This window comes from Cyclobacterium lianum (assembly GCF_900143075.1).
GTDB classification, from domain to species: domain Bacteria; phylum Bacteroidota; class Bacteroidia; order Cytophagales; family Cyclobacteriaceae; genus Cyclobacterium; species Cyclobacterium lianum.
In genome coordinates, this window is the sequence record NZ_FRCY01000005.1 from 174,788 (window position 1) to 193,223 (window position 18,436).

An 18,436-nucleotide genomic window follows, 5' to 3' on the forward strand; every position below is an offset into this window, starting at 1 on the left:
CTATAGAAAAGACCATGAAGAAAATTGCAGTATTTACCTCAGGAGGAGATTCACCCGGTATGAATGCCTGTATCAGGGCGGTAGTCAGAACTGGTATTTACCATGAAATTGATGTGTATGGCATCATGTATGGGTATGATGGAATGATCCATGGCAACATCAGGAAAATGCAGTCACATTCGGTCAGCAATATTTTGCAGCGAGGAGGAACCATCCTGAAATCAGCGCGGAGTGAAGCATTCCGCACAAAAGAGGGGAGGAAAAAAGCCTATGAGGAGCTCAGCAAACATGGTATAGAGGGTTTGGTAGCCATAGGTGGCGACGGCACATTCACCGGGGCCAAAATTTTCTTCGAGGAGTTTGGATTGCCCACAGTAGGCTGCCCTGGCACCATTGACAATGATATTTTTGGCACAGATTACACCATTGGTTTTGATACGGCGGTAAACACCGCCCTGGAAGCCATCGATAAGATCCGGGATACCGCCGCTGCGCATGACCGTATCTTTTTTATAGAGGTGATGGGAAGAGATAGCGGATATATCGCCATAGAGTGTGGCATAGGAGGAGGTGCGGAGCTGGTCATGGTACCTGAAACCACCACGACCATAGACGAGGTGGTCAAGTCTCTGAAAGGACTAAGAAAATCCAAAACATCCAGTATCGTGATCGTGGCAGAAGGAGACGAAGAGGGTGGTGCTGCCGAAATCATGGACAAGGTCAAGTCCCGATTTAAGGGAGAAGACAAGGAATTTAAGGTGACTACTTTGGGACACATCCAAAGAGGAGGCAGCCCGACAGCAAAGGACAGGATATTGGGTAGCAGGAGTGGAATGGCGGCTGTAGAAGGTCTGCTTAAGGGAGAGTCTAACTGCATGGCAGGAATTATAAATGACCAGGTCATCTATTCTCCCTTCGATGCATGTATCAACAAGAGTAAACCCCTGAAAGACGAGTACCTCAGGCTTCAGGAGCTGCTGAGCATCTGACATGGGCTTTATACCGATATTCATATCTCTGGGCGGTTTTGTTTTCCTTTTTATCATCCTTGTGCATTACAACCTCTCACAAAAAAAGAAAACCATACAGGCCGGACTGGCAGAGATTTTTCAGGTACTGGATCAATTAAGCCATAACGAGCAGAAAGTTGAAGGTGAAAGTGATCTTGATTGGGCTGAGGAAAGGTTTGCGGCAATACGCCAATCACCACAGGCAGCGAATTCTTCGGACACTATTGCTTTGGCCGGAAGAAAAATTCGTCAAATGAAACAACTCAGACGGGAGCACAATCAGCTGCTGAAGAGCAAGCCCTATTCCTTTGCTGCCCGGCTGACCGGTCACCGGCTCATCTGAGCGGTTACCCAGGATATGATCTCTGTACTTTTCTCCGGGTGAAACCAGGTATAGTCAGGATCTCTCCTGAACCAGGTCAATTGCCGTTTGGCATACCTTCTTGAATTTCGCTTGAGCAGCCTGATCGCCTCTGTTTTGTCATAGTCCCCCTCCATGTAGCCGAAGATCTCCTGATAACCAACGGTCTGCAGCGCATTCAAGCGCCTGTATGGGTACAAGCCGGCGGCTTCTTCAAACAACCCCTGCCGGATCATGGCATCCATTCGCTGCTCTATACGGGAGTATAGCTCTTCCCTCTCCCTGCATAGTGCCAATTTTATCGTCCTGAACGGTCTTTGCTTCCTTTCCCTAACCCGGTAATGACTGTATGGTTTACCGGTGCTCAGGCAGACTTCCAGCGCCCTGATCAGTCTTTGGGGATTGTTCAGATCTACCTTAGCGTAATAGTCAGGATCCAGTTCCAATAATTTTTTTTGCAGATAGACCAGTCCAATCCTTCGGTAGTCAAGATTTAGCTGTTCCCGGATCTGGGGTTGTGCCGGGGGCATTTCATCAAGTCCACCCACCACTGCATCGATGTATAAACCCGATCCTCCTGTTAGGATAATCATATCCATCTCGTTAAATAGCCGCTCTATCAATACCAGGGCATCTTTTTCAAAGGCTTTTACGTCATAGCTATCGTGAATGGACTTGTTGTCGATAAGGTAATGATCGGCTTCCTCCAGGTTTTTTTTTGTGGGTTTGGCAGTACCTACATTCATTTCCCGAAAAAATTGTCTACTATCCGATGATATAATAGCAGTATTAAATTTTTTGGCTAAATTTATGCACAAATCAGTTTTGCCTACAGCAGTTGGACCGGCGACGACTAAAAGTATTTTGTTGATGGGAGTCAAATTTTGTGAAACCTGAAATAGAATCCCGAAGTTAAGTAATTTCAGCTATGAAAAACAAAAAAGTCCTGATCGTTGATGACAATGCCCTGAACCGCAGGGTTTTCGAAAATGTAATCGGACACAATTATTTTTTTGAATCGGCTTCCGATGGTATGGAAGCCATCGAGATGCTCAGAAAAAACAGCTACGATATTGTACTGATGGACATACAAATGCCGAAACTCGATGGCATTTCCTGTCTGAAAATCATCAAAGAAGAGGAGATCACCGATATTCCCATTATTGCCATTTCTGCCTACTCCAACCAGGGGGACCGGGAGTATTTTTTATCCACCGGTTTTGACGATTTCATTGCCAAGCCAGTGAAACCCAAGGACCTGCTCGAAACCATTCACCACCATTTACAGCCTGGTATGCCTCCTGCAGCAGGTAAAGAAAATGAACCGGATAATGAAGCTGATCTCAATGAATCGGTCATTCATCAGCTATTAAAATACCACAATCTGGACAACATCAAAGCGGTATATCACGACTTTCTGGAAGAGGCTGAGAGCCTGACTGAGGAAATAAAAAATTTGGCAGAATTGAAAAAATTTGAGGAAATTGGCGAAAAACTTCACATATTGAAAGGAAATTCAGGGACATTGGGGGTCTTTGTGATCCATAAGGCGACTGCCGGATTTGAAAAGAAAATCAAGCAATCCAGCCACAATGACATTCAGAAAGACATAGCACAGCTTGAGGAAGGCCTGAAAACCTATCGAAAGCTTATTGAAAACGATAAAATATTTACAAAATATGAGTGAGTCCAAAAAAGTGTTGGTGGCAGAAGACAGCTCTGTAATCATCAATTTGACAAAAAACGTTTTGCTTTTTGAAAACTTTCATATTACAGCGGTCAAAAATGGACAGCAGGTGTTGGACAAGCTGGCCAAAGAGGATTTCGACCTGATCTTGATGGACATCAATATGCCAGTCATGGACGGTATCGCCTGTACCAAAGCCATCCGCAAACTCCCGGATGACAAAAAATCAGGCATTCCAATCATCGCCATCACCGGAAATTATAAAAATTTTACCCTGGACGATTTTAAAAAAGCAGGATTGGACGATTACGTGCAAAAACCACTTGATTACGATTTGTTGCTTTCCACGGTGAAAAAACATATTTTCAAATAGAATGCCCATCAAGTATAACAAGAGCTACCTGGACAAACTGGAGAATATTTTTGCTGCTTCTGAGTATCACCTCAGGTATGAAAAAGGTAATTTTAAATCAGGTTACTGTATACTTAAAGACAATAAGATCGTCATCATCAACAAGTACTTTACATTGGAAGGCAAAATCAATGCTTTACTGGAAATCCTGAAAACCCTCGATTTTAATCCCCAATCCTTTGAGAACCAGAAACAGCAAGATTTCCTCATCGAACTTAAACAAACAGAATTGAAGCTTTGAAGATTACATTTTTAGGGACCGGAACTTCCCAGGGCGTGCCAGTGATTGGCTGTAATTGTGAGGTATGCCGATCTATGGATTACCGGGACAAGCGGTTGAGGAGCTCTCTGCATATCGAAAATCAGGGGGCGAGCATCGTGATCGATACGGGACCAGATTTCAGAATGCAAATGCTTCAGAATGCCATACCTCGCCTGGACGCTGTTGTCTACACCCATGAACACAAAGACCATACCGCCGGCCTGGACGATATCAGGCCATACAACTTTAAACAGCAAACCGACATCCCGCTCTTCGGTACGGCCCAGGTCCTGAACCAGATCAAAACGGAGTTTGCCTATATTTTTTCGAAAAACAAATATCCGGGAATCCCGAGGGTGCTGATTCATGAAATCGGCAATGCCCCATTTGAAGTAGAGGGAACTACCTTTACACCCATCCAGGTCATGCACCACAAACTGCCCGTTTTTGGGTTCAGGATCGGAGATTTTACCTACATCACCGATGCCAATTACATCTCGCCGGAAGAAATAGAAAAGATAAAGGGCACAAAAATACTCGTGTTGAATGCCCTGCAGATAAAACCACACATCTCTCATTTCACGTTGAACGAAGCACTTTCTTTTGTGCAGGAAATCAATCCCGAATATGCCTATTTCACGCATATCAGCCACAAATTGGGACTCCACCAGCAAGTGCAGAGCAGCCTTCCGGCAAATGTAGCCCTGGCATTCGATGGATTACAAATCGAGACCTGATATGCACCTGAATTATCACTATTTCCGGTTTCTCTGCCCTGCTCTGGAGGAAAAGATCCGGGGGGCTACCCTGGTTTCCTGCTTTTCTCAAAACAAAGAAGAACTGATCCTGGAATTGCAGTTAGCGGAAAACCGCCTTTTCTTCATCAGAGCCTTATTGCTACCTTCCAATACCTGTCTGAGTTTCCCTTCAGATTTTAAAAGGAGCAAGAAAAACAATATTGACCTTTTCCCGGAAATCCTTCACCAGAAAATAACAGGTGTACACCTGCTGGCCTTCGAACGCGCTTTTTATCTGGAGACCGCAGATGGAACGGCACTGCTGTTTAAAATGCATGGAAGCCGCTCCAACATCCTGCTTTTCGAGACCAGGGACAGCCTCCCTGTGCGCTTGTTCAGAAAAGAGCTACAGGAGGACATGACGATCCGAATTCCTGATTTGGAAAAACCCCTTGACCTGAGCTGGAGCCGGTTTAAATCGCTGGAGGGCAATGCCAGTCAATTTTTACCAACCCTCGGAAAACTGCCGAGAGCCTGGTTAAAAAGGGAAGGTTACCTGGATGCCGGTTTGGAAAGAAGGTTTGAACTGATGCAGGCAGTAATGGACATGCTGGAAAGCCCTTTATTTTCGGTGTTTAAGGAGGAGGGAAAATATCTCCTCACACTTCTCCCCTGCTCCCGGGCTCTCTTGTCCACTTCTGACCCATTGGAGGCAGCAAACGCATACTACCAGAAAGCGGTAGTCCAGCAGGCTTTTGACAATAAAAAACACTCCTTGCTGCGGGCGCTGAGCGAACAACAAAAAAAAACAGCCAGCTACCTGCAGAAAACGCGGCAAAAGCTAGAGGCTCTTGAATCGGCACCGCAGCTCAGCCAGACTGCAGACATTATCATGGCCAACCTCCACCAAATCCCACCCGGTTCAGAGCGGGTTCAGTTATTTGATTTCTATGCCAACGAGCTGAGAGAAATCCAATTAAAAAAAGGCATCAGTCCTCAGCAGCATGCTGAAAATCTGTACCGAAAAAGCAAAAACAAAAAAATTGAACTGGAGCAACTGCGAAAAAACCTTGAAGTCAGAGAAAAACAGCTTGCTGAACTCAATCAGGAACAATTGGAAATACAACAGGTCGACGATTTTCACGAATTGAGGGCAATCACAAAAAGCGAAAAACCAGCTGGTCCGGGGAGCAAGCAGGTGCAATTGCCTTACAGAAAACTGGAGGTGGAAGGATTTGAGATCTGGATTGGCAAGTCCGCCCGCGCAAACGATGAATTGCTCCGACGATACACCTGGAAAGAGGATATCTGGCTGCATGCAAGAGATGTAGCAGGATCCCATGTAATTATCAAACAACAGTCCGGTATGAGGGTCCCTGCGCCTGTCCTGGAAAGAGCGGCCTCACTGGCTGCATACTATTCCAAAAACAAAACTGCCTCTCTTGCCGCGGTAATTTACACACCCTGCAAGTTTGTCAGAAAGGTGAAGGGCTCTCCTGCGGGAGCAGTGATAGTAGACCGGGAAAAGGTCATTATGGTAAGCCCGGAGTCTCCAGACAAGCTATAAAAGAAAAAGGCAGCCCGATTTTCCCGGCCTGCCTTGATTTATTCAAAGATATGGTATCGACTTGAAATCGACCAAACATACACCTAACTCCTTACTCGATCTGCTTTAGCGGGGCTTAAGCAATGCAAGTCCTGTCAATCCCCTGCTACAGGGGGAGCAAAGCACTGTGCTGTATTAACGGGTTATCTGTTGGGATAAAACCGGGTTATCATGAGTTTCGCAAGTCAACCTCAGTCATGCAGGGATAGGTTGCTGCGTACCCTGCAACCATCTCCCGGAAAAAAAACCTTGTCTCCCTCATTCCACTACGTGTATTTTCAGCATATTGGTTCTGCCTTTGGCTTTCAGGGGCATACTGGCGGTATTGATGATGATATCCCCTTCGGCAACATGGTTTTCTTCTTTGAGCTTGTCCTGAATATCCTGAAAAGTAGCATCGGTCGAGACCCGGTTGTCATAATAAAAAGCCCGCACTCCCCAAACCAGGCTCAGTTGGGTCAGGAGCTTTTTGTTACGCGTAAAGATAAAAATGCCCGCTGAGGGTCTGTGGGAGGAAATTCTGAAAGCCGTAAACCCGGATGTGGTAATCCCGACAATAGCCCGGGCCTTCACATTTCTTGACAATCTGCTGGCCATAAGCAGCAGGTTATTGCTCAGAAAGCTCTCGGTATCCTCTGGAATTTTGTACAGATTGTGGTAAATATCGGCGTTAACCTCGATGTGATCGATGATCCTGCTCATGGCTTTTACTGCCGCTATGGGGAATTTTCCGGAGGCAGTTTCCGCAGACAACATCACGGCATCCGCTCCGTCCAGGACTGCACTGGCCACATCATTAGTCTCAGCCCTTGTGGGCCTGGGGTTGACGATCATGCTTTCCATCATCTGAGTGGCAATGATCACCGGTTTACAGGCAATTTTGCATTTTTCCACCATCTTTTTCTGCCAGAGAGGTACGATTTCCATGGGAACTTCTACCCCGAGGTCTCCCCTTGCCACCATGATGGCGTCGGTGGCCTGTATGATCTCGTCGATATTTTCCAGTGCTTCCGGTTTTTCTATTTTCGCTACGATCTTACAGCTTTTCCCTGAATTGGTGATTCTCTCCCTTAGATCAAGAATATCATCGGCTGTTCGTACAAAGGAAAGGGCAATCCAGTCCACCTCGTTTTCCAACCCAAATTCCAGATCGACAATATCCTTCTCTGTCAATGAGGGAGCACTGATTTTTGTGTTTGGCAGGTTGATGCCTTTGCGGGATTTCAGAATACCTCCATGCACCACGGTACAGTCGACATTCTTTCCATCTGTTTTCAATACCACCAATTCCAGGTTGCCATCATCTATCAATATGCGGTCACCCTGTGTCACGTCATTGGGGAGATTCTGATAGACGGTACTTACGAGCGAGGATGTACCCATAACAGGCTCGTTGGTGATGGTGATTGGGTCACCTTGTTTGATGAGCACACCGTTGTTTTCTACTTCCCCTACCCTGATCTTCGGTCCCTGCAGATCCTGGAGTATACCTATATTGAGATTTAATGAATCATTCACTTCACGTATGGTCTTCACGGCTTCTGCGTGAATGGCATGTTCACCATGGGAGAAGTTTAACCTGAAAATATCAGCACCGGCCATGACCAATTCGGTGATGGTTTCTTTGTTATTGCTGGCGGGGCCAAGGGTAGCTAATATTTTGGTTTTATTAAAAATAGGTACTCTCATTTTTATATATGATTTAATATGTTAACAGGTTTTCCTTCGATTTTAATTTATTGATATCAATTTTCACAATACTATGGATGCCGTGTACTCTCGAAAGGCCGTCAATATACGTATTAAAATCCACTTCACAGGTAAAGTCCTGGCAGAGTAAAAAGTAATCCATATACCGCAGCTCCGGAATCAGAAATCGCGACTGTCCCCTCACCGGATAGGACTTGTTTCTGAGCAACTGTATGTAGCCATGTTCTTTTTCCAGTATAAACTGAGAAATAATTAAATCCGGCTGATGGAGAAATTCCATCTCATAGTCCGCAGCTTTTTTTAAATTTATCCCCAGTGAATGGTTGATCAGCCAGGCAAGTTTATAGTCCTTAAGGGGGGCTACCAGGCCTAAAAGATCAAAATCAAATACTGTTTCAACATGAAGTTTATTTTTCTTCATTTAGGAAGAATTTAAAAAAACAAAGTTAAAAATTTTATTCCAACTTCTATCTCTGGAAGAAAGTTCTTAATTTAGTTTGTCATTTTTTTTGACATTAAGATATTAAATAATTTTCTTTGCGGAGTGTTTAAACTAAACTGATCACAAAATGTCTGAAATTGCACAAAAAGTAAAAGCCATTATCGTTGATAAGTTAGGCGTCGAAGAATCTGAAGTCACTCCCGAAGCGAGCTTTACCAATGACCTTGGTGCCGATTCTTTGGATACTGTAGAGCTTATCATGGAATTCGAAAAAGAATTCAACATTTCTATTCCGGATGACCAGGCTGAACAGATCGGTACGGTTGGCCAGGCAGTTAGCTATTTGGAAGCTAACGTTAAATAACCCATACTTAAAATCATTTATGAATTTAAGAAGAGTTGTAGTAACAGGTTTAGGTGCCCTTACGCCAATTGGTAATACTGTCCCCGAATATTGGGAGGGTTTGACAAATGGTGTAAGTGGTGCTGCGCCTATTACCCGTTTTGACGCCTCAAAATTCAAAACCCAATTTGCCTGCGAAGTTAAAAATCTGGACATATCGCAATTTATAGACAGGAAAGAAGCGAGAAAAATTGATCCCTATACCCAATACGCAATGGTAGCAGTAGAGGAAGCGATGTCCGATGCTGCCCTTGATCTGGAGAAAACTGACCTGAGCAGGGCAGGCGTAATCTGGGGTTCCGGTATAGGTGGATTGAAAACCTTTCAGGACGAAGTGACTGATTTTGTCAATGGTGAAGGGACTCCAAGGTTCAACCCATTTTTCATCCCTAAAATGATAGCGGATATCGCGGCAGGATTTATCTCTATAAAATATGGTTTTCAGGGACCCAATTTTGCTACGGTATCGGCATGTGCTTCGGCCACCAATGCACTGATAGATGCTTTCAATTACATCCGCTTAGGTAAAGCAAATGTGTTTATATCCGGAGGCTCTGAAGCTGCAGTCACTGAAGCCGGTGTGGGAGGCTTTAATGCGTTAAAGGCCCTTTCACAGCGAAATGAGGATCCCGCTACCGCCTCACGACCATTTGACAAGGACCGGGATGGATTTGTGTTGGGCGAGGGTGCCGGAGCACTTGTGCTGGAAGAATATGAGCATGCCAAAGCCCGGGGAGCCAAAATCTATGCTGAGTTGATCGGAGGCGGGATGACAGGAGATGCCTACCACATTACTGCACCCCATCCGGAAGGGAGAGGAGCGGCCAATGTGATGAAATTTGCGCTGGAAGATGCCGGAATTTCCCCACAGGAAATCGACTATATCAATGTACACGGTACCTCTACTCCTCTGGGTGACCTGAGTGAGGTAAAAGCCATACAAAAGATCTTTGGTGACCATGCCTATGAGATGAATATCAGCAGCACCAAGTCTATGACAGGTCACTTGCTGGGCGCTGCCGGAGCGGTAGAAGCTATCGCATCGATACTTGCCATGAACAATAACCTTATCCCTCCTACCATTAATCATTTTACCGATGATGAGGAAGTAGATTCAAAACTGAACCTTACATTTAATAAGGCGCAGGAGCGGGAGGTGAATATCGCACTGAGTAACACCTTTGGATTTGGGGGGCACAATTGTTCCATCATCTTCAAGAAAATAAAGGAATAAATTTGAAATTACTTCGGTTGCTCAGGGTTCAGGAGCTAACTTATAACCAGAAAGAAAAAAGGCTTGCGTCCGCTATTAAAAATATAGTGGGTAGCAAGCCTTTAAATTTATCCCTTTACACGCTTGCCTTCAGGCATGTGTCTGTCTCGAAAGAAATCAAATCAGGGGTAAAAATAAGCAACGAGCGGCTGGAGTATCTCGGAGATGCTGTCCTGGGGACCGTAGTAGCGGAATACCTCTTTCAAAAATTCCCTTACCGGGATGAGGGATTTCTTACGGAAACACGATCCCGTATAGTCAATCGGGAATCCCTGAATCAGGTCGGACAAAAAATCGGTCTGCCAAAGATCGTAGAATCGGAAATGGATGGCAGAGTACCCAATTCCTTTAAGTCCCTTTATGGCGACACCCTGGAGGCTTTGATAGGTGCCATTTACCTCGACAGGGGTTACTATTTCTGCAAAAAATTCATCAACAAGAGGCTCATCAACCCCTTTTTCGACCTGGACAATATCATCGCTACCACGACCAATTTTAAAAGTAAAATCATAGAATGGTCTCAGAAAGATAACAAGGAGATTGATTTTGAGTTAAAATCCCTGGACAACAACCAAAGGTTCAAGGAATTTACTGTATGCCTGAACATTGACGGGTCTTCATTTTCAGAGGGAAAGGGACCTACCAAGAAAAAAGCCGAACAGGAAGCTGCCAGAATAGCCTGCGAAAAATTACAAATTACCTTTTAACCCGGCCTTTCATTTATCCGGATAAAAAATAACAACATGTCTTCGATATACCTTGCAGGTGCGACATTGAACCAAACGCCACTAGATTGGGAAGGGAATTTGTACCGGATCCTGCAGTGCATTCAAAAAGCAAAAGATCAAAGCGTAGATTTGCTGTGTTTTCCGGAGCTGAGCATCACCGGTTATGGTAGTGAGGACCTCTTCCTGAGCTATTGGTATCCCAGAAAAGCACTTGCCAGTCTTCGGAAAATTCTGCCTCATACGACTGGTATTACGGTCTGCGTAGGACTACCCTGCAGAATCGAACAAAAGGTGTACAACTGTATGGCTGTACTCGAAAACGGTAAAATACTCGGTCTGGTACCCAAACAATTTCTCGCCATCGATGGAGTACATTACGAATGCCGCTGGTTTACTGCCTGGAAGGCTGGCGAAATGACCAGCCTGGACTTCCAGGAAGAGCAAATCCCATTTGGTGACATGGTTTTTGAGAAAAACGGGCTGCGTTATGGTTTTGAGATATGTGAAGATGCCTGGAGAGGCGCCGAACGCCCCGGATACCGACTCAAAGAGCGAAAAGCCCAATTGATACTGAATCCCAGTGCCAGCCATTTTGCTATGGGCAAAAGTGCGCTACGCGAAAGTCTGGTAAGGAAAAGTTCACAAGCGCTTGGTGCAGGCTACTTTTATATCAATCTCTTGGGGAATGAAAGCGGCCGGATGATATTCGACGGTGAGATCCTGTATGCCGATAAAGGCAAACTGCTGGTCAAAAACCCACTGTTGTCGTTTAAGGATTTCCAACTTATCAGTTTCCGGTATCCTTTATCTGCACCCCATTCTCCTCCCCTGAAAACTGAGGATGGCAATAAAAACGAAGCCTTCGCGGCCGCCGTTGCACTGGCATTGTTTGATTACCTCCGAAAGAGCAGAAGCAAGGGATTTGTGCTTTCCCTGAGCGGCGGCGCCGATTCTTCCTCTATAGCCATTCTGGTGGCAGAAATGGTGCGCAGGGGTGTTCAATGTCTAGGCACTCCCCTTTTTCTGAAAAAAATCCACAGGGATAAGGACATTGACCCCAAAAGCAGCATCAGGGACATTACGGCAAAAATACTTACTACCGCCTATCAGGGTACTCAAAATTCCTCTGAGGATACATTTAACTCTGCCAAATCTCTCGCCGAAAGTATAGGAGCTAAATTTTACCATTGGTCTATTGATGAGGAAGTAGCTTCCTACACGGAAAAAATAGAAAGCGCACTGGGCAGAAAACTGGAATGGAAAAAAGATGACATTGCCCTGCAAAATATTCAGGCAAGGGCCCGTTCACCGATTATATGGATGCTCGCCAATATCAATAATGCCTTGCTGCTGAGCACATCAAACAGGAGCGAGGGAGATGTGGGGTATACCACTATGGACGGAGATACCAGTGGCAGCATCTCACCTATCGCCGCCGTATCAAAAGATTTTATCCTGCAATGGCTCAAGTGGGCTGAGAAAGTTTTGGGCTATAAGGGGTTGCAACAGGTCAATGCATTGCAGCCCAGTGCAGAGCTGAGACCATTGGAACGAAAACAGACCGACGAGGAAGACCTGATGCCTTATGCGGTGCTTACCGCCATTGAGCAGTTAGCCATTCGGGACAAACGATCTCCTGTGGACATTTACCTCAATCTGAAAGAAGAACTTTCTCTTGAACCATCTCTATTAAAAAGCTACATTGCCAAATTCTTTCGGCTATGGTCCAGAAACCAATGGAAACGGGAGCGGCTGGCTCCATCTTTTCATCTGGATGAGTTCAATGTTGACCCCAAGACCTGGTACCGCTTTCCCATTTTGTCAGGCGGCTATCAGGAAGAATTAAAAGAATTGGAAATTACCGAAGAGTAAGTTTAGGCAAGAGCAAAAAAAAGCAAAAGCTATGATTAGCAGTATTTTGTATTACGTAGTATGGAGTCCAAACCCCGCCGTTTTTTCAGGATTTGACAGGCTAAGGTGGTATAGTCTGCTTTTTGCGTTGGGTTTTATTATCTCCCAGCAGATCATGATCCATTTTTTCAGGAAAGAAGGTGAAGATGAGCAATTGGTAGACCGGCTCACCATATACATGGTACTGGCCACCATCATCGGAGCCCGCCTGGGACATGTACTGTTTTACGAACCGGCCCGTTACCTGAGCAATCCCATCGATATTCTCAAGGTTTGGGAAGGAGGCCTGGCCAGTCACGGTGCAGCCATAGGCATACTTTTCGCACTCTGGCTGTACGCGAAAAAAACGCCGGGCCAATCTTACCTCTGGGTAGTAGACCGCATCGTCATCGTGGTGGCGCTGACGGGGGCGCTGATCCGATTCGGCAACCTGATGAATTCAGAAATCGGAGGCAAAGCTACGGGAACAGATTCCGGCTTTGTGTTTGCCCGAGACACGGAAGAAATCCTTCAAACCATGAAGCTGCCCATTTCTTCCATTTCCGCCTATAAACCGGCCGATCGGTCGGGAGAGTTGACCGGTTCAGGACGGGTACCTGTGAATATCGATATAGAAATCAATAAAGGAGGCTTTGAGGAAGCAAACCTGCGCAGTGTGCTCGAGAGAGATATCAAGTACGCCCTAACCCGCTTTGGTAGTTCAAGGAAATACATGGATGAGGATCCGGAGAGTCCTCTTGACCTGGAGATCAGGGATGAAGGCAGCCATTACCTGGCTGTTGTCAAAACTTTTGGTGTAGCCAGACATCCCACACAAATCTACGAATCCATCACCTACCTGTTGATTTTCGTTTTGCTTTTTCTGGGATGGAGAAAGTATACTTCCGACATTCCTGAAGGCCTGTATCTTGGCTTGTTTCTGATATCCGTGTTTGGAATGCGCTTTGTCTGGGAGTTCTTTAAGGAAAATCAGGTGGAATTTGAAGATAACCTGGCGTTCAATATGGGACAGGCCCTCAGCATACCTCTGGTCCTGGCAGGAATAGGACTGGTGCTTTATGCACTGAAATACGGTAATAAGAAGAAAGCTGTACGGGAATAAATCATGGCACGGGATCGTGTCCCTGCCCACCCCAGGGATGGCAGCGGCCTATGCGTTTGATTCCCATCCAGCCTCCCCGGAAAATACCATGTTTCATGATCGCTTCCTTCATATACTGACTACAGGTAGGATAATACCTGCAAGACCTGGGAAACAAGGGAGATAGGAGATATTGATAAAACAAGATGGGAAATACGGCGATTTTCTTGACTATTTGTTTCACTTTTATCGTATTTATAACATACAAGAAAAAAATTAGCGTTAAAGTTCTGTCTCTACCTATCAACTTTCCCGTCATTTTGACAAAAAAACCACTATTTTATCTTTTTGTGTTCCTGGCTGCTTTCGCCAGTCAGCCTCTGCAGGCCCAGGATGGCCCTGAAGCCCTGGTTCCGGAGCAGGCAGACCCGCCGGAGCGGGTGACGGTAAATAATATTTTTGTAGTAGGAAACGAAAAAACACGAAGAAGGATTATCCTGAGGGAGATGGATATTCAGCAGGGGGCAGTCTACGATTGGGAAGACTTTGTGGACCTGCTCCTTGCAGATCAAAAGAAAATTTACAACCTTCAGCTTTTCACTACCGTCACACTTACCCCACTTTTTCTGGATGACAGCCAGGTAGAATTGCTGGTTTCACTTAAAGAAAGGTGGTACATTCTGCCCAGTATCATTTTTAATCTGGCGGACAGAAATTTTTCGGAGTGGTGGATCAACCAGGAAAGGGATTTTTCGAGGGTAAACTATGGTATCAAGCTGGACCACAATAATGTGGGTGGCAGGAATGAAAAGTTCAGGATTATCGGACAATTGGGTTTCACCCAGGCAATAGACCTGAACTACAGCATTCCCTATTTTGACAAAAACCAGGTGCATGGCTTAGCTGCCAAATTCAACTATTATACCAACAAAAATATTCCCATCCGGTCTGTAGACAACAAACAGTTTTTTTACAGAAACCAGAACGAAGAGGTATTGCGCAAAACCCTCAATGCCTTCCTCACCTATAATTTCAGAGGAAGTTTTTACAACACCCACTTTCTGACCCTTGGTCTTCACAATACACGAATTCATGAGGATGTATTGGAGCAAAACCCGGACTATTTTACCCACGACAGTCAACGATTAAAATATTTCCAGGCCAGCTACCGCTACCGGCACGACCACCGGGACAATGTGGCCTATGCGCTACAGGGCACCCTGTTGGACATGAGTATCACCCAGTATGGCCTGTTTGCCGGAGACGATATCTCGGAAACAGAATTTTCCATTCAGGCCAGCAAATACACTCCCCTGGGTGGTAAATTCTATTTTGCCACGGGAGTATCAGGTGCTGCATTTTTTAGTCCCAGACAACCCTATACCCTTGTCAGGGGTATAGGATACCGACCGGATTTTATCAGAGGCTATGAGGTGAATGTGATCGAAGGACAGCAGACTTTTGTACATAAAAACAGCCTGCGTTATGAGTTGCTGAATGTGGCTTTCGACATCTCGGACTTCATGCCTATAGAAGAATTTTCCATTTTTCCTTTTCGGCTTTACCTCAGCGCAAACTTTGATCAGGGCTACGTGCGGGATGCCAATCGATTGCCGGAAAATGCACGGCTGACCAACAGGTATCTGTCCGGATTTGGGCTGGGCCTGGACCTGATCGGAATCTACGATGCGGTATTCCGGTTTGAGTATTCCTATACCAACACCGGACCAGGCAACTTTTTCATCAACGTAAGGGCACCTTTATAAATCTCTTTTTTGTTTTAAAAATACATTTTTTTGTATTATATTACTTTTCGGATTTATTTTTCCCAATTTTTTTTTCAAAAATGGAGAAATGGGTTTTGTCTGCTGTCCTTCTACTATCCTTCCAGATCTGGCATGGTAAGGCTCAAAACAGTATGGATCATTTCCCAAAAGGAGCCAGAAGTGTGGGTATGGGCAATGCCAGCCTGACATTAAACGATCCATGGGCCGTATTCAACAATATTGGCGCCCTGGCAAACGCCCCTGACGAGATCGCGGCATTTGCGGGATACGACCACCGATTGGGCCTCAGCGAACTGACCACCCTTGCTGCCGGAATGGTCCTCCCCAGCGAAAAACTGGGAAACTTTGGTTTTGGGCTGTCCAGTTATGGAGGAGCCCTGTTTAACCAGCAGCAGATAGGAATCGGCCTGGCCAATCAATTGGGACTGGCAAGTCTGGGAATCAAACTGAGCTATTTCCAAACCAATATCGAAGGCTTTGGCAGAACCGGCCGGCCGGTAATCGAATTTGGAGGCACCGCCGAAATCATTCCCGGTCTCTTTTTCGGGGCACATATGTACAACATTACCCGCTCCGCCATAAGTAAAAGCAGCGGAGATTTTCTACCTACCAGCCTGAAAGCAGGTATCTCCTACCGCCCTTCTCAAAACCTGATGATCAATCTGGAAACCGAAAAAGAATTGCGTTCCCCTGCACAATTCAAGGCAGGACTGGCCTATAACTTTGAAGAAAAGTTTTGGGCTCGAACAGGCATCAACACCCAACCCAATAACTTATTCTTCGGTATTGGATTCAGGCCCAGGAGGTATCAGATCGACTATGCGTTAAGCCGCCACTACTTGCTGGGGTTCACGCACCATTTTTCCGTTAACTATAATCTCTCAGCTCCTTGAAACCGCTTATTTTTTCGGGAATTTTCGTATTGCTCCTTGTTCCAATGCTTGCTGCCCGGCAAATACCAACAGGGGAATTGGATTTGGAAAGCTTTGTAGAAGAACGCTTTTCTTTTCAGGAAGAAGATATCGACTACGAAGACCTTTATGAAAGCCTGCTACAGGTACACCTGAATCCCCTTGATTTGCAGGAAGCTACTGCAGATCAACTAAGCGCATTATATATTCTGAGCCCCATTCAAATAGACTCCTTTTTAGCTTACCGCCAAAGATTCGGACCCTTAATTTCGGTATACGAACTGCAGGCCATCCCTGAATGGAGCCTGGAAACAATCGAAAATATATTGCCATTTGTACAGCTCGAGCCGGTCTCATCCCGGCAGCAAATCCCCGGTCTCAGCCGCATAAAAGCTGCTGAAAACGCCTACCTGATTTTTAGACACCGGCGGATTTGGCAAACCCGAAAAGGATTTACCCGGCCGGACACGCTACACAATGGGCAGCCAGGCAGTCGCTATCTCGGTGGTCCGGATGACCTGTACCTGCGGCTGCGACTACAGCAGCCAGGTGATTTCAGTATCGGCTTTACGGCTGATAAGGATGCCGGGGAACAATTTATCTGGGATAAACAGACAAAGCGGTATGGTTTTGACTTCCTGTCATTTCATATCATGCTGTATGATAAGGGCCCCTGGAAAACGATCACGCTGGGGGATTACCAACTACAATTTGGCCAGGGCCTCGTGTTTGGGTCCGGCTTTTCGGTGGGAAAAGGTGCTGAGACCATTGCTACTGTACGGAGAAGCTCCCTCGGGCTGAGGCCCTATACTTCTGTATTGGAAGCCGGGTTTTTCAGGGGTGCCGCTGCAACCTACAAGTCCGGAAATATCGAATGGACCGGCATGTATTCTCTCGCTCCAAGAAGCGCCAATGTGCAACTGATCCCGGACAGCCTGCAATCCGCAGAAAGCTATCTATCCTCGCTGGTGGGATCGGGTTTGCACCGCACCCCCAGCGAAATCCAGAAAAAAGGACAGGCAAGAGAACAAAACATCGGATTTAATCTGCAATACCAAAGCAACAATCGGGGTTTTCAAATAGGAAGCAATCTTCTCCATACCCTTTACAGCCAGCCCCTACTACCAATGAAAAGAATTTACAACCAATTTGAATTCAGCGGCAGGACTAACTATACGGGCAGCATCTACCTTTCCTACAATTTTGCCAACCATTATTTCTTTGGTGAATCAGCCATGTCCAAAAGCCGGGGCCGGGGGTATATTTTTGGAATCATGAGCAGCTTAAATCCACATATAGACCTGTCTCTGGTTTGGCGGAAATATGATAGAAATTTCCATTCCTTCTATGGAAATGCCTTTGCCGAAGGGTCGCGACCCATCAATGAAGAAGGCTTGTATCTGGGATTAAACTTTAGACCCGGCAGAAAAATCAATTGGTCTGCCTACTATGACCACTTTTCCTTTCCCTGGCTGAAGTTCCGGGTATATGCACCTTCCTCCGGCAACGAATGGTTGACACGCTTTAGTTACCGGCCGCACAAAAAACTGCACACCTTTATCCAATGGAGAGCTGAAACCAAGAGCAGAAACCTGATGGCTACCGAACAAACCGGAAATTCCTATTTGCTTGCGACGGGTAAACGCAACAACTTCGTCTGGAGTCTTTCCCTTCAGCCAAACCAATGGTGGCAATTCAAATCCAGGGTGCAACACAGTTCATTTACTATCAACGGCCAAAACACCCAGGGATTTGCCCTGCTGCAAGATCTTTCAGCCCATCTGGGCAATTGGAAATTCAGTGGAAGGTATTCGGTTTTCGATACGGACAACTTCGAGAACAGGCAATTTTTGTACGAAAAAAACGTGCTTTGGGCCTTTTCTATACCTGCCCTTTACGGACAGGGTTCCCGTTTTTACCTGCTGGGTCAGTACCGGCTGAATCGAAAAATAACAGTTTGGCTGAGATGGGCCAAAACCGTTTACACCAACAGGGAATCTATCGGCACAGGTCTGCAGGAAATACAGGGAAATGAAATCACAGAAACCACTTTTCAAATGAGGTATCAATTTAACCGGTAAAAGCTCTTCCCGAACTTTTACCGGTGCTACATAG

At 45.7% G+C, this 18,436-nt stretch carries 19 protein-coding genes; 15 read left to right on the top strand and 4 right to left on the bottom strand.

Going from position 1 to position 18,436, the window contains the following annotated elements:
* Positions 1-14 precede the first annotated feature (14 nt).
* Together pfkA and BUB19_RS09955 are read left to right on the top strand one after the other, a co-directional pair.
* Positions 15-989: a 6-phosphofructokinase gene (gene pfkA / locus BUB19_RS09950; protein WP_073094389.1), complete on the top strand. Its 975-nt coding sequence runs from the start codon at positions 15-17 to the stop codon at positions 987-989.
* Between the two features lies 1 nt (position 990).
* Complete coding sequence (locus BUB19_RS09955) at positions 991-1,353, top strand: hypothetical protein (protein WP_073094390.1); 363 nt, start codon at positions 991-993, stop codon at positions 1,351-1,353.
* Here the strand turns inward: BUB19_RS09955 and miaA are convergent.
* Positions 1,338-2,252 carry a tRNA (adenosine(37)-N6)-dimethylallyltransferase MiaA gene (gene miaA, locus BUB19_RS09960; protein WP_073094391.1) on the bottom strand — a complete coding sequence of 305 codons (915 nt, stop codon included), beginning with the start codon at positions 2,250-2,252 and terminating at the stop codon, positions 1,338-1,340. The two genes, BUB19_RS09955 and miaA, sit on opposite strands and share 16 nt — an antisense overlap.
* Positions 2,253-2,299: 47 nt before the next feature.
* Between miaA and BUB19_RS09965 the strand changes: the two genes are divergently transcribed.
* From BUB19_RS09965 to BUB19_RS09985, 5 genes are read left to right on the top strand one after another with little or no spacing between them, the layout of a single operon-like run.
* The gene (locus BUB19_RS09965) at positions 2,300-3,058 is read left to right on the top strand and encodes a response regulator (RefSeq protein WP_073094392.1); all 759 of its coding nucleotides are present in this window, start codon (positions 2,300-2,302) and stop codon (positions 3,056-3,058) included.
* Positions 3,051-3,431, top strand: coding sequence for a response regulator (locus BUB19_RS09970; protein ID WP_073094393.1), 381 nt, complete (start codon positions 3,051-3,053; stop codon positions 3,429-3,431). Before BUB19_RS09965 ends, BUB19_RS09970 begins: the two co-directional genes overlap by 8 nt.
* A gap of 1 nt (position 3,432) precedes the next feature.
* Complete coding sequence (locus tag BUB19_RS09975; protein ID WP_073094394.1) at positions 3,433-3,711, top strand: hypothetical protein; 279 nt, start codon at positions 3,433-3,435, stop codon at positions 3,709-3,711.
* Entirely contained in the window at positions 3,708-4,469 is a 762-nt protein-coding gene (locus BUB19_RS09980; protein WP_073094395.1) for an MBL fold metallo-hydrolase, read from the top strand. The genes BUB19_RS09975 and BUB19_RS09980 overlap by 4 nt, the downstream gene beginning before the upstream one ends.
* 1 nt (position 4,470) lies before the next feature.
* Complete coding sequence (locus BUB19_RS09985) at positions 4,471-6,036, top strand: NFACT RNA binding domain-containing protein (RefSeq protein ID WP_073094396.1); 1,566 nt, start codon at positions 4,471-4,473, stop codon at positions 6,034-6,036.
* A gap of 297 nt (positions 6,037-6,333) precedes the next feature.
* Here BUB19_RS09985 and pyk read toward each other — a convergent pair whose 3' ends face one another.
* Positions 6,334-7,764 carry a pyruvate kinase gene (gene pyk, locus BUB19_RS09990; RefSeq protein ID WP_073094397.1) on the bottom strand — a complete coding sequence of 477 codons (1,431 nt, stop codon included), beginning with the start codon at positions 7,762-7,764 and terminating at the stop codon, positions 6,334-6,336.
* A gap of 13 nt (positions 7,765-7,777) precedes the next feature.
* Entirely contained in the window at positions 7,778-8,206 is a 429-nt protein-coding gene (locus BUB19_RS09995; protein ID WP_073094398.1) for an IPExxxVDY family protein, read from the bottom strand.
* Between the two features lie 148 nt (positions 8,207-8,354).
* On the opposite strand from BUB19_RS09995, the gene BUB19_RS10000 reads away from it, so the two are divergent.
* The 5 genes from BUB19_RS10000 to BUB19_RS10020 are packed head-to-tail and all read left to right on the top strand — an operon-like array spanning position 8,355 to position 13,644.
* Positions 8,355-8,591, top strand: coding sequence for an acyl carrier protein (locus BUB19_RS10000; protein WP_010855324.1), 237 nt, complete (start codon positions 8,355-8,357; stop codon positions 8,589-8,591).
* Between the two features lie 19 nt (positions 8,592-8,610).
* Positions 8,611-9,864, top strand: coding sequence for a beta-ketoacyl-ACP synthase II (fabF, locus tag BUB19_RS10005; protein ID WP_073094399.1), 1,254 nt, complete (start codon positions 8,611-8,613; stop codon positions 9,862-9,864).
* A 2-nt stretch (positions 9,865-9,866) separates the two neighbouring features.
* Entirely contained in the window at positions 9,867-10,610 is a 744-nt protein-coding gene (gene rnc / locus BUB19_RS10010) for a ribonuclease III (protein ID WP_073094400.1), read from the top strand.
* Between the two features lie 36 nt (positions 10,611-10,646).
* Entirely contained in the window at positions 10,647-12,503 is a 1,857-nt protein-coding gene (gene nadE / locus BUB19_RS10015; protein WP_073094401.1) for an NAD(+) synthase, read from the top strand.
* 31 nt (positions 12,504-12,534) lie between these two features.
* A complete protein-coding gene (locus BUB19_RS10020; RefSeq protein ID WP_073094402.1) occupies positions 12,535-13,644 on the top strand; it encodes a prolipoprotein diacylglyceryl transferase in 1,110 nt (369 codons plus the stop codon).
* 1 nt (position 13,645) lies between these two features.
* Here the strand turns inward: BUB19_RS10020 and yidD are convergent, their stop codons facing one another.
* Positions 13,646-13,867, bottom strand: coding sequence for a membrane protein insertion efficiency factor YidD (yidD, locus tag BUB19_RS10025; RefSeq protein ID WP_073094644.1), 222 nt, complete (start codon positions 13,865-13,867; stop codon positions 13,646-13,648).
* A 76-nt stretch (positions 13,868-13,943) separates the two neighbouring features.
* Here yidD and BUB19_RS10030 point away from each other — a divergent pair, with 76 nt between their 5' ends.
* The 3 genes from BUB19_RS10030 (at position 13,944) to BUB19_RS10040 (ending at position 18,402) form a co-directional block, all read left to right on the top strand.
* Complete coding sequence (locus tag BUB19_RS10030) at positions 13,944-15,389, top strand: BamA/TamA family outer membrane protein (protein ID WP_073094403.1); 1,446 nt, start codon at positions 13,944-13,946, stop codon at positions 15,387-15,389.
* A gap of 80 nt (positions 15,390-15,469) precedes the next feature.
* Positions 15,470-16,303 carry a PorV/PorQ family protein gene (locus BUB19_RS10035; protein WP_073094404.1) on the top strand — a complete coding sequence of 278 codons (834 nt, stop codon included), beginning with the start codon at positions 15,470-15,472 and terminating at the stop codon, positions 16,301-16,303.
* Positions 16,300-18,402, top strand: a complete 2,103-nt coding sequence (locus tag BUB19_RS10040; RefSeq protein ID WP_245802822.1) for a ComEA family DNA-binding protein — start codon at positions 16,300-16,302, stop codon at positions 18,400-18,402. Before BUB19_RS10035 ends, BUB19_RS10040 begins: the two co-directional genes overlap by 4 nt.
* Positions 18,403-18,436: the final 34 nt, after the last annotated feature.

Coding starts and splice junctions, on each gene's coding strand:
- BUB19_RS10020 (WP_073094402.1), top strand. CDS start 12,535: ATGATTAGCAGTATTTTGTATTACGTAGTATGGAGTCCAAACCCCGCC.
- pfkA (WP_073094389.1), top strand. CDS start 15: ATGAAGAAAATTGCAGTATTTACCTCAGGAGGAGATTCACCCGGTATG.
- BUB19_RS09965 (WP_073094392.1), top strand. CDS start 2,300: ATGAAAAACAAAAAAGTCCTGATCGTTGATGACAATGCCCTGAACCGC.
- BUB19_RS09985 (WP_073094396.1), top strand. CDS start 4,471: ATGCACCTGAATTATCACTATTTCCGGTTTCTCTGCCCTGCTCTGGAG.
- BUB19_RS10000 (WP_010855324.1), top strand. CDS start 8,355: ATGTCTGAAATTGCACAAAAAGTAAAAGCCATTATCGTTGATAAGTTA.
- BUB19_RS09970 (WP_073094393.1), top strand. CDS start 3,051: ATGAGTGAGTCCAAAAAAGTGTTGGTGGCAGAAGACAGCTCTGTAATC.
- BUB19_RS09995 (WP_073094398.1), bottom strand. CDS start 8,206: ATGAAGAAAAATAAACTTCATGTTGAAACAGTATTTGATTTTGATCTT.
- nadE (WP_073094401.1), top strand. CDS start 10,647: ATGTCTTCGATATACCTTGCAGGTGCGACATTGAACCAAACGCCACTA.
- pyk (WP_073094397.1), bottom strand. CDS start 7,764: ATGAGAGTACCTATTTTTAATAAAACCAAAATATTAGCTACCCTTGGC.
- fabF (WP_073094399.1), top strand. CDS start 8,611: ATGAATTTAAGAAGAGTTGTAGTAACAGGTTTAGGTGCCCTTACGCCA.
- BUB19_RS09975 (WP_073094394.1), top strand. CDS start 3,433: ATGCCCATCAAGTATAACAAGAGCTACCTGGACAAACTGGAGAATATT.
- BUB19_RS10035 (WP_073094404.1), top strand. CDS start 15,470: ATGGAGAAATGGGTTTTGTCTGCTGTCCTTCTACTATCCTTCCAGATC.
- BUB19_RS09955 (WP_073094390.1), top strand. CDS start 991: ATGGGCTTTATACCGATATTCATATCTCTGGGCGGTTTTGTTTTCCTT.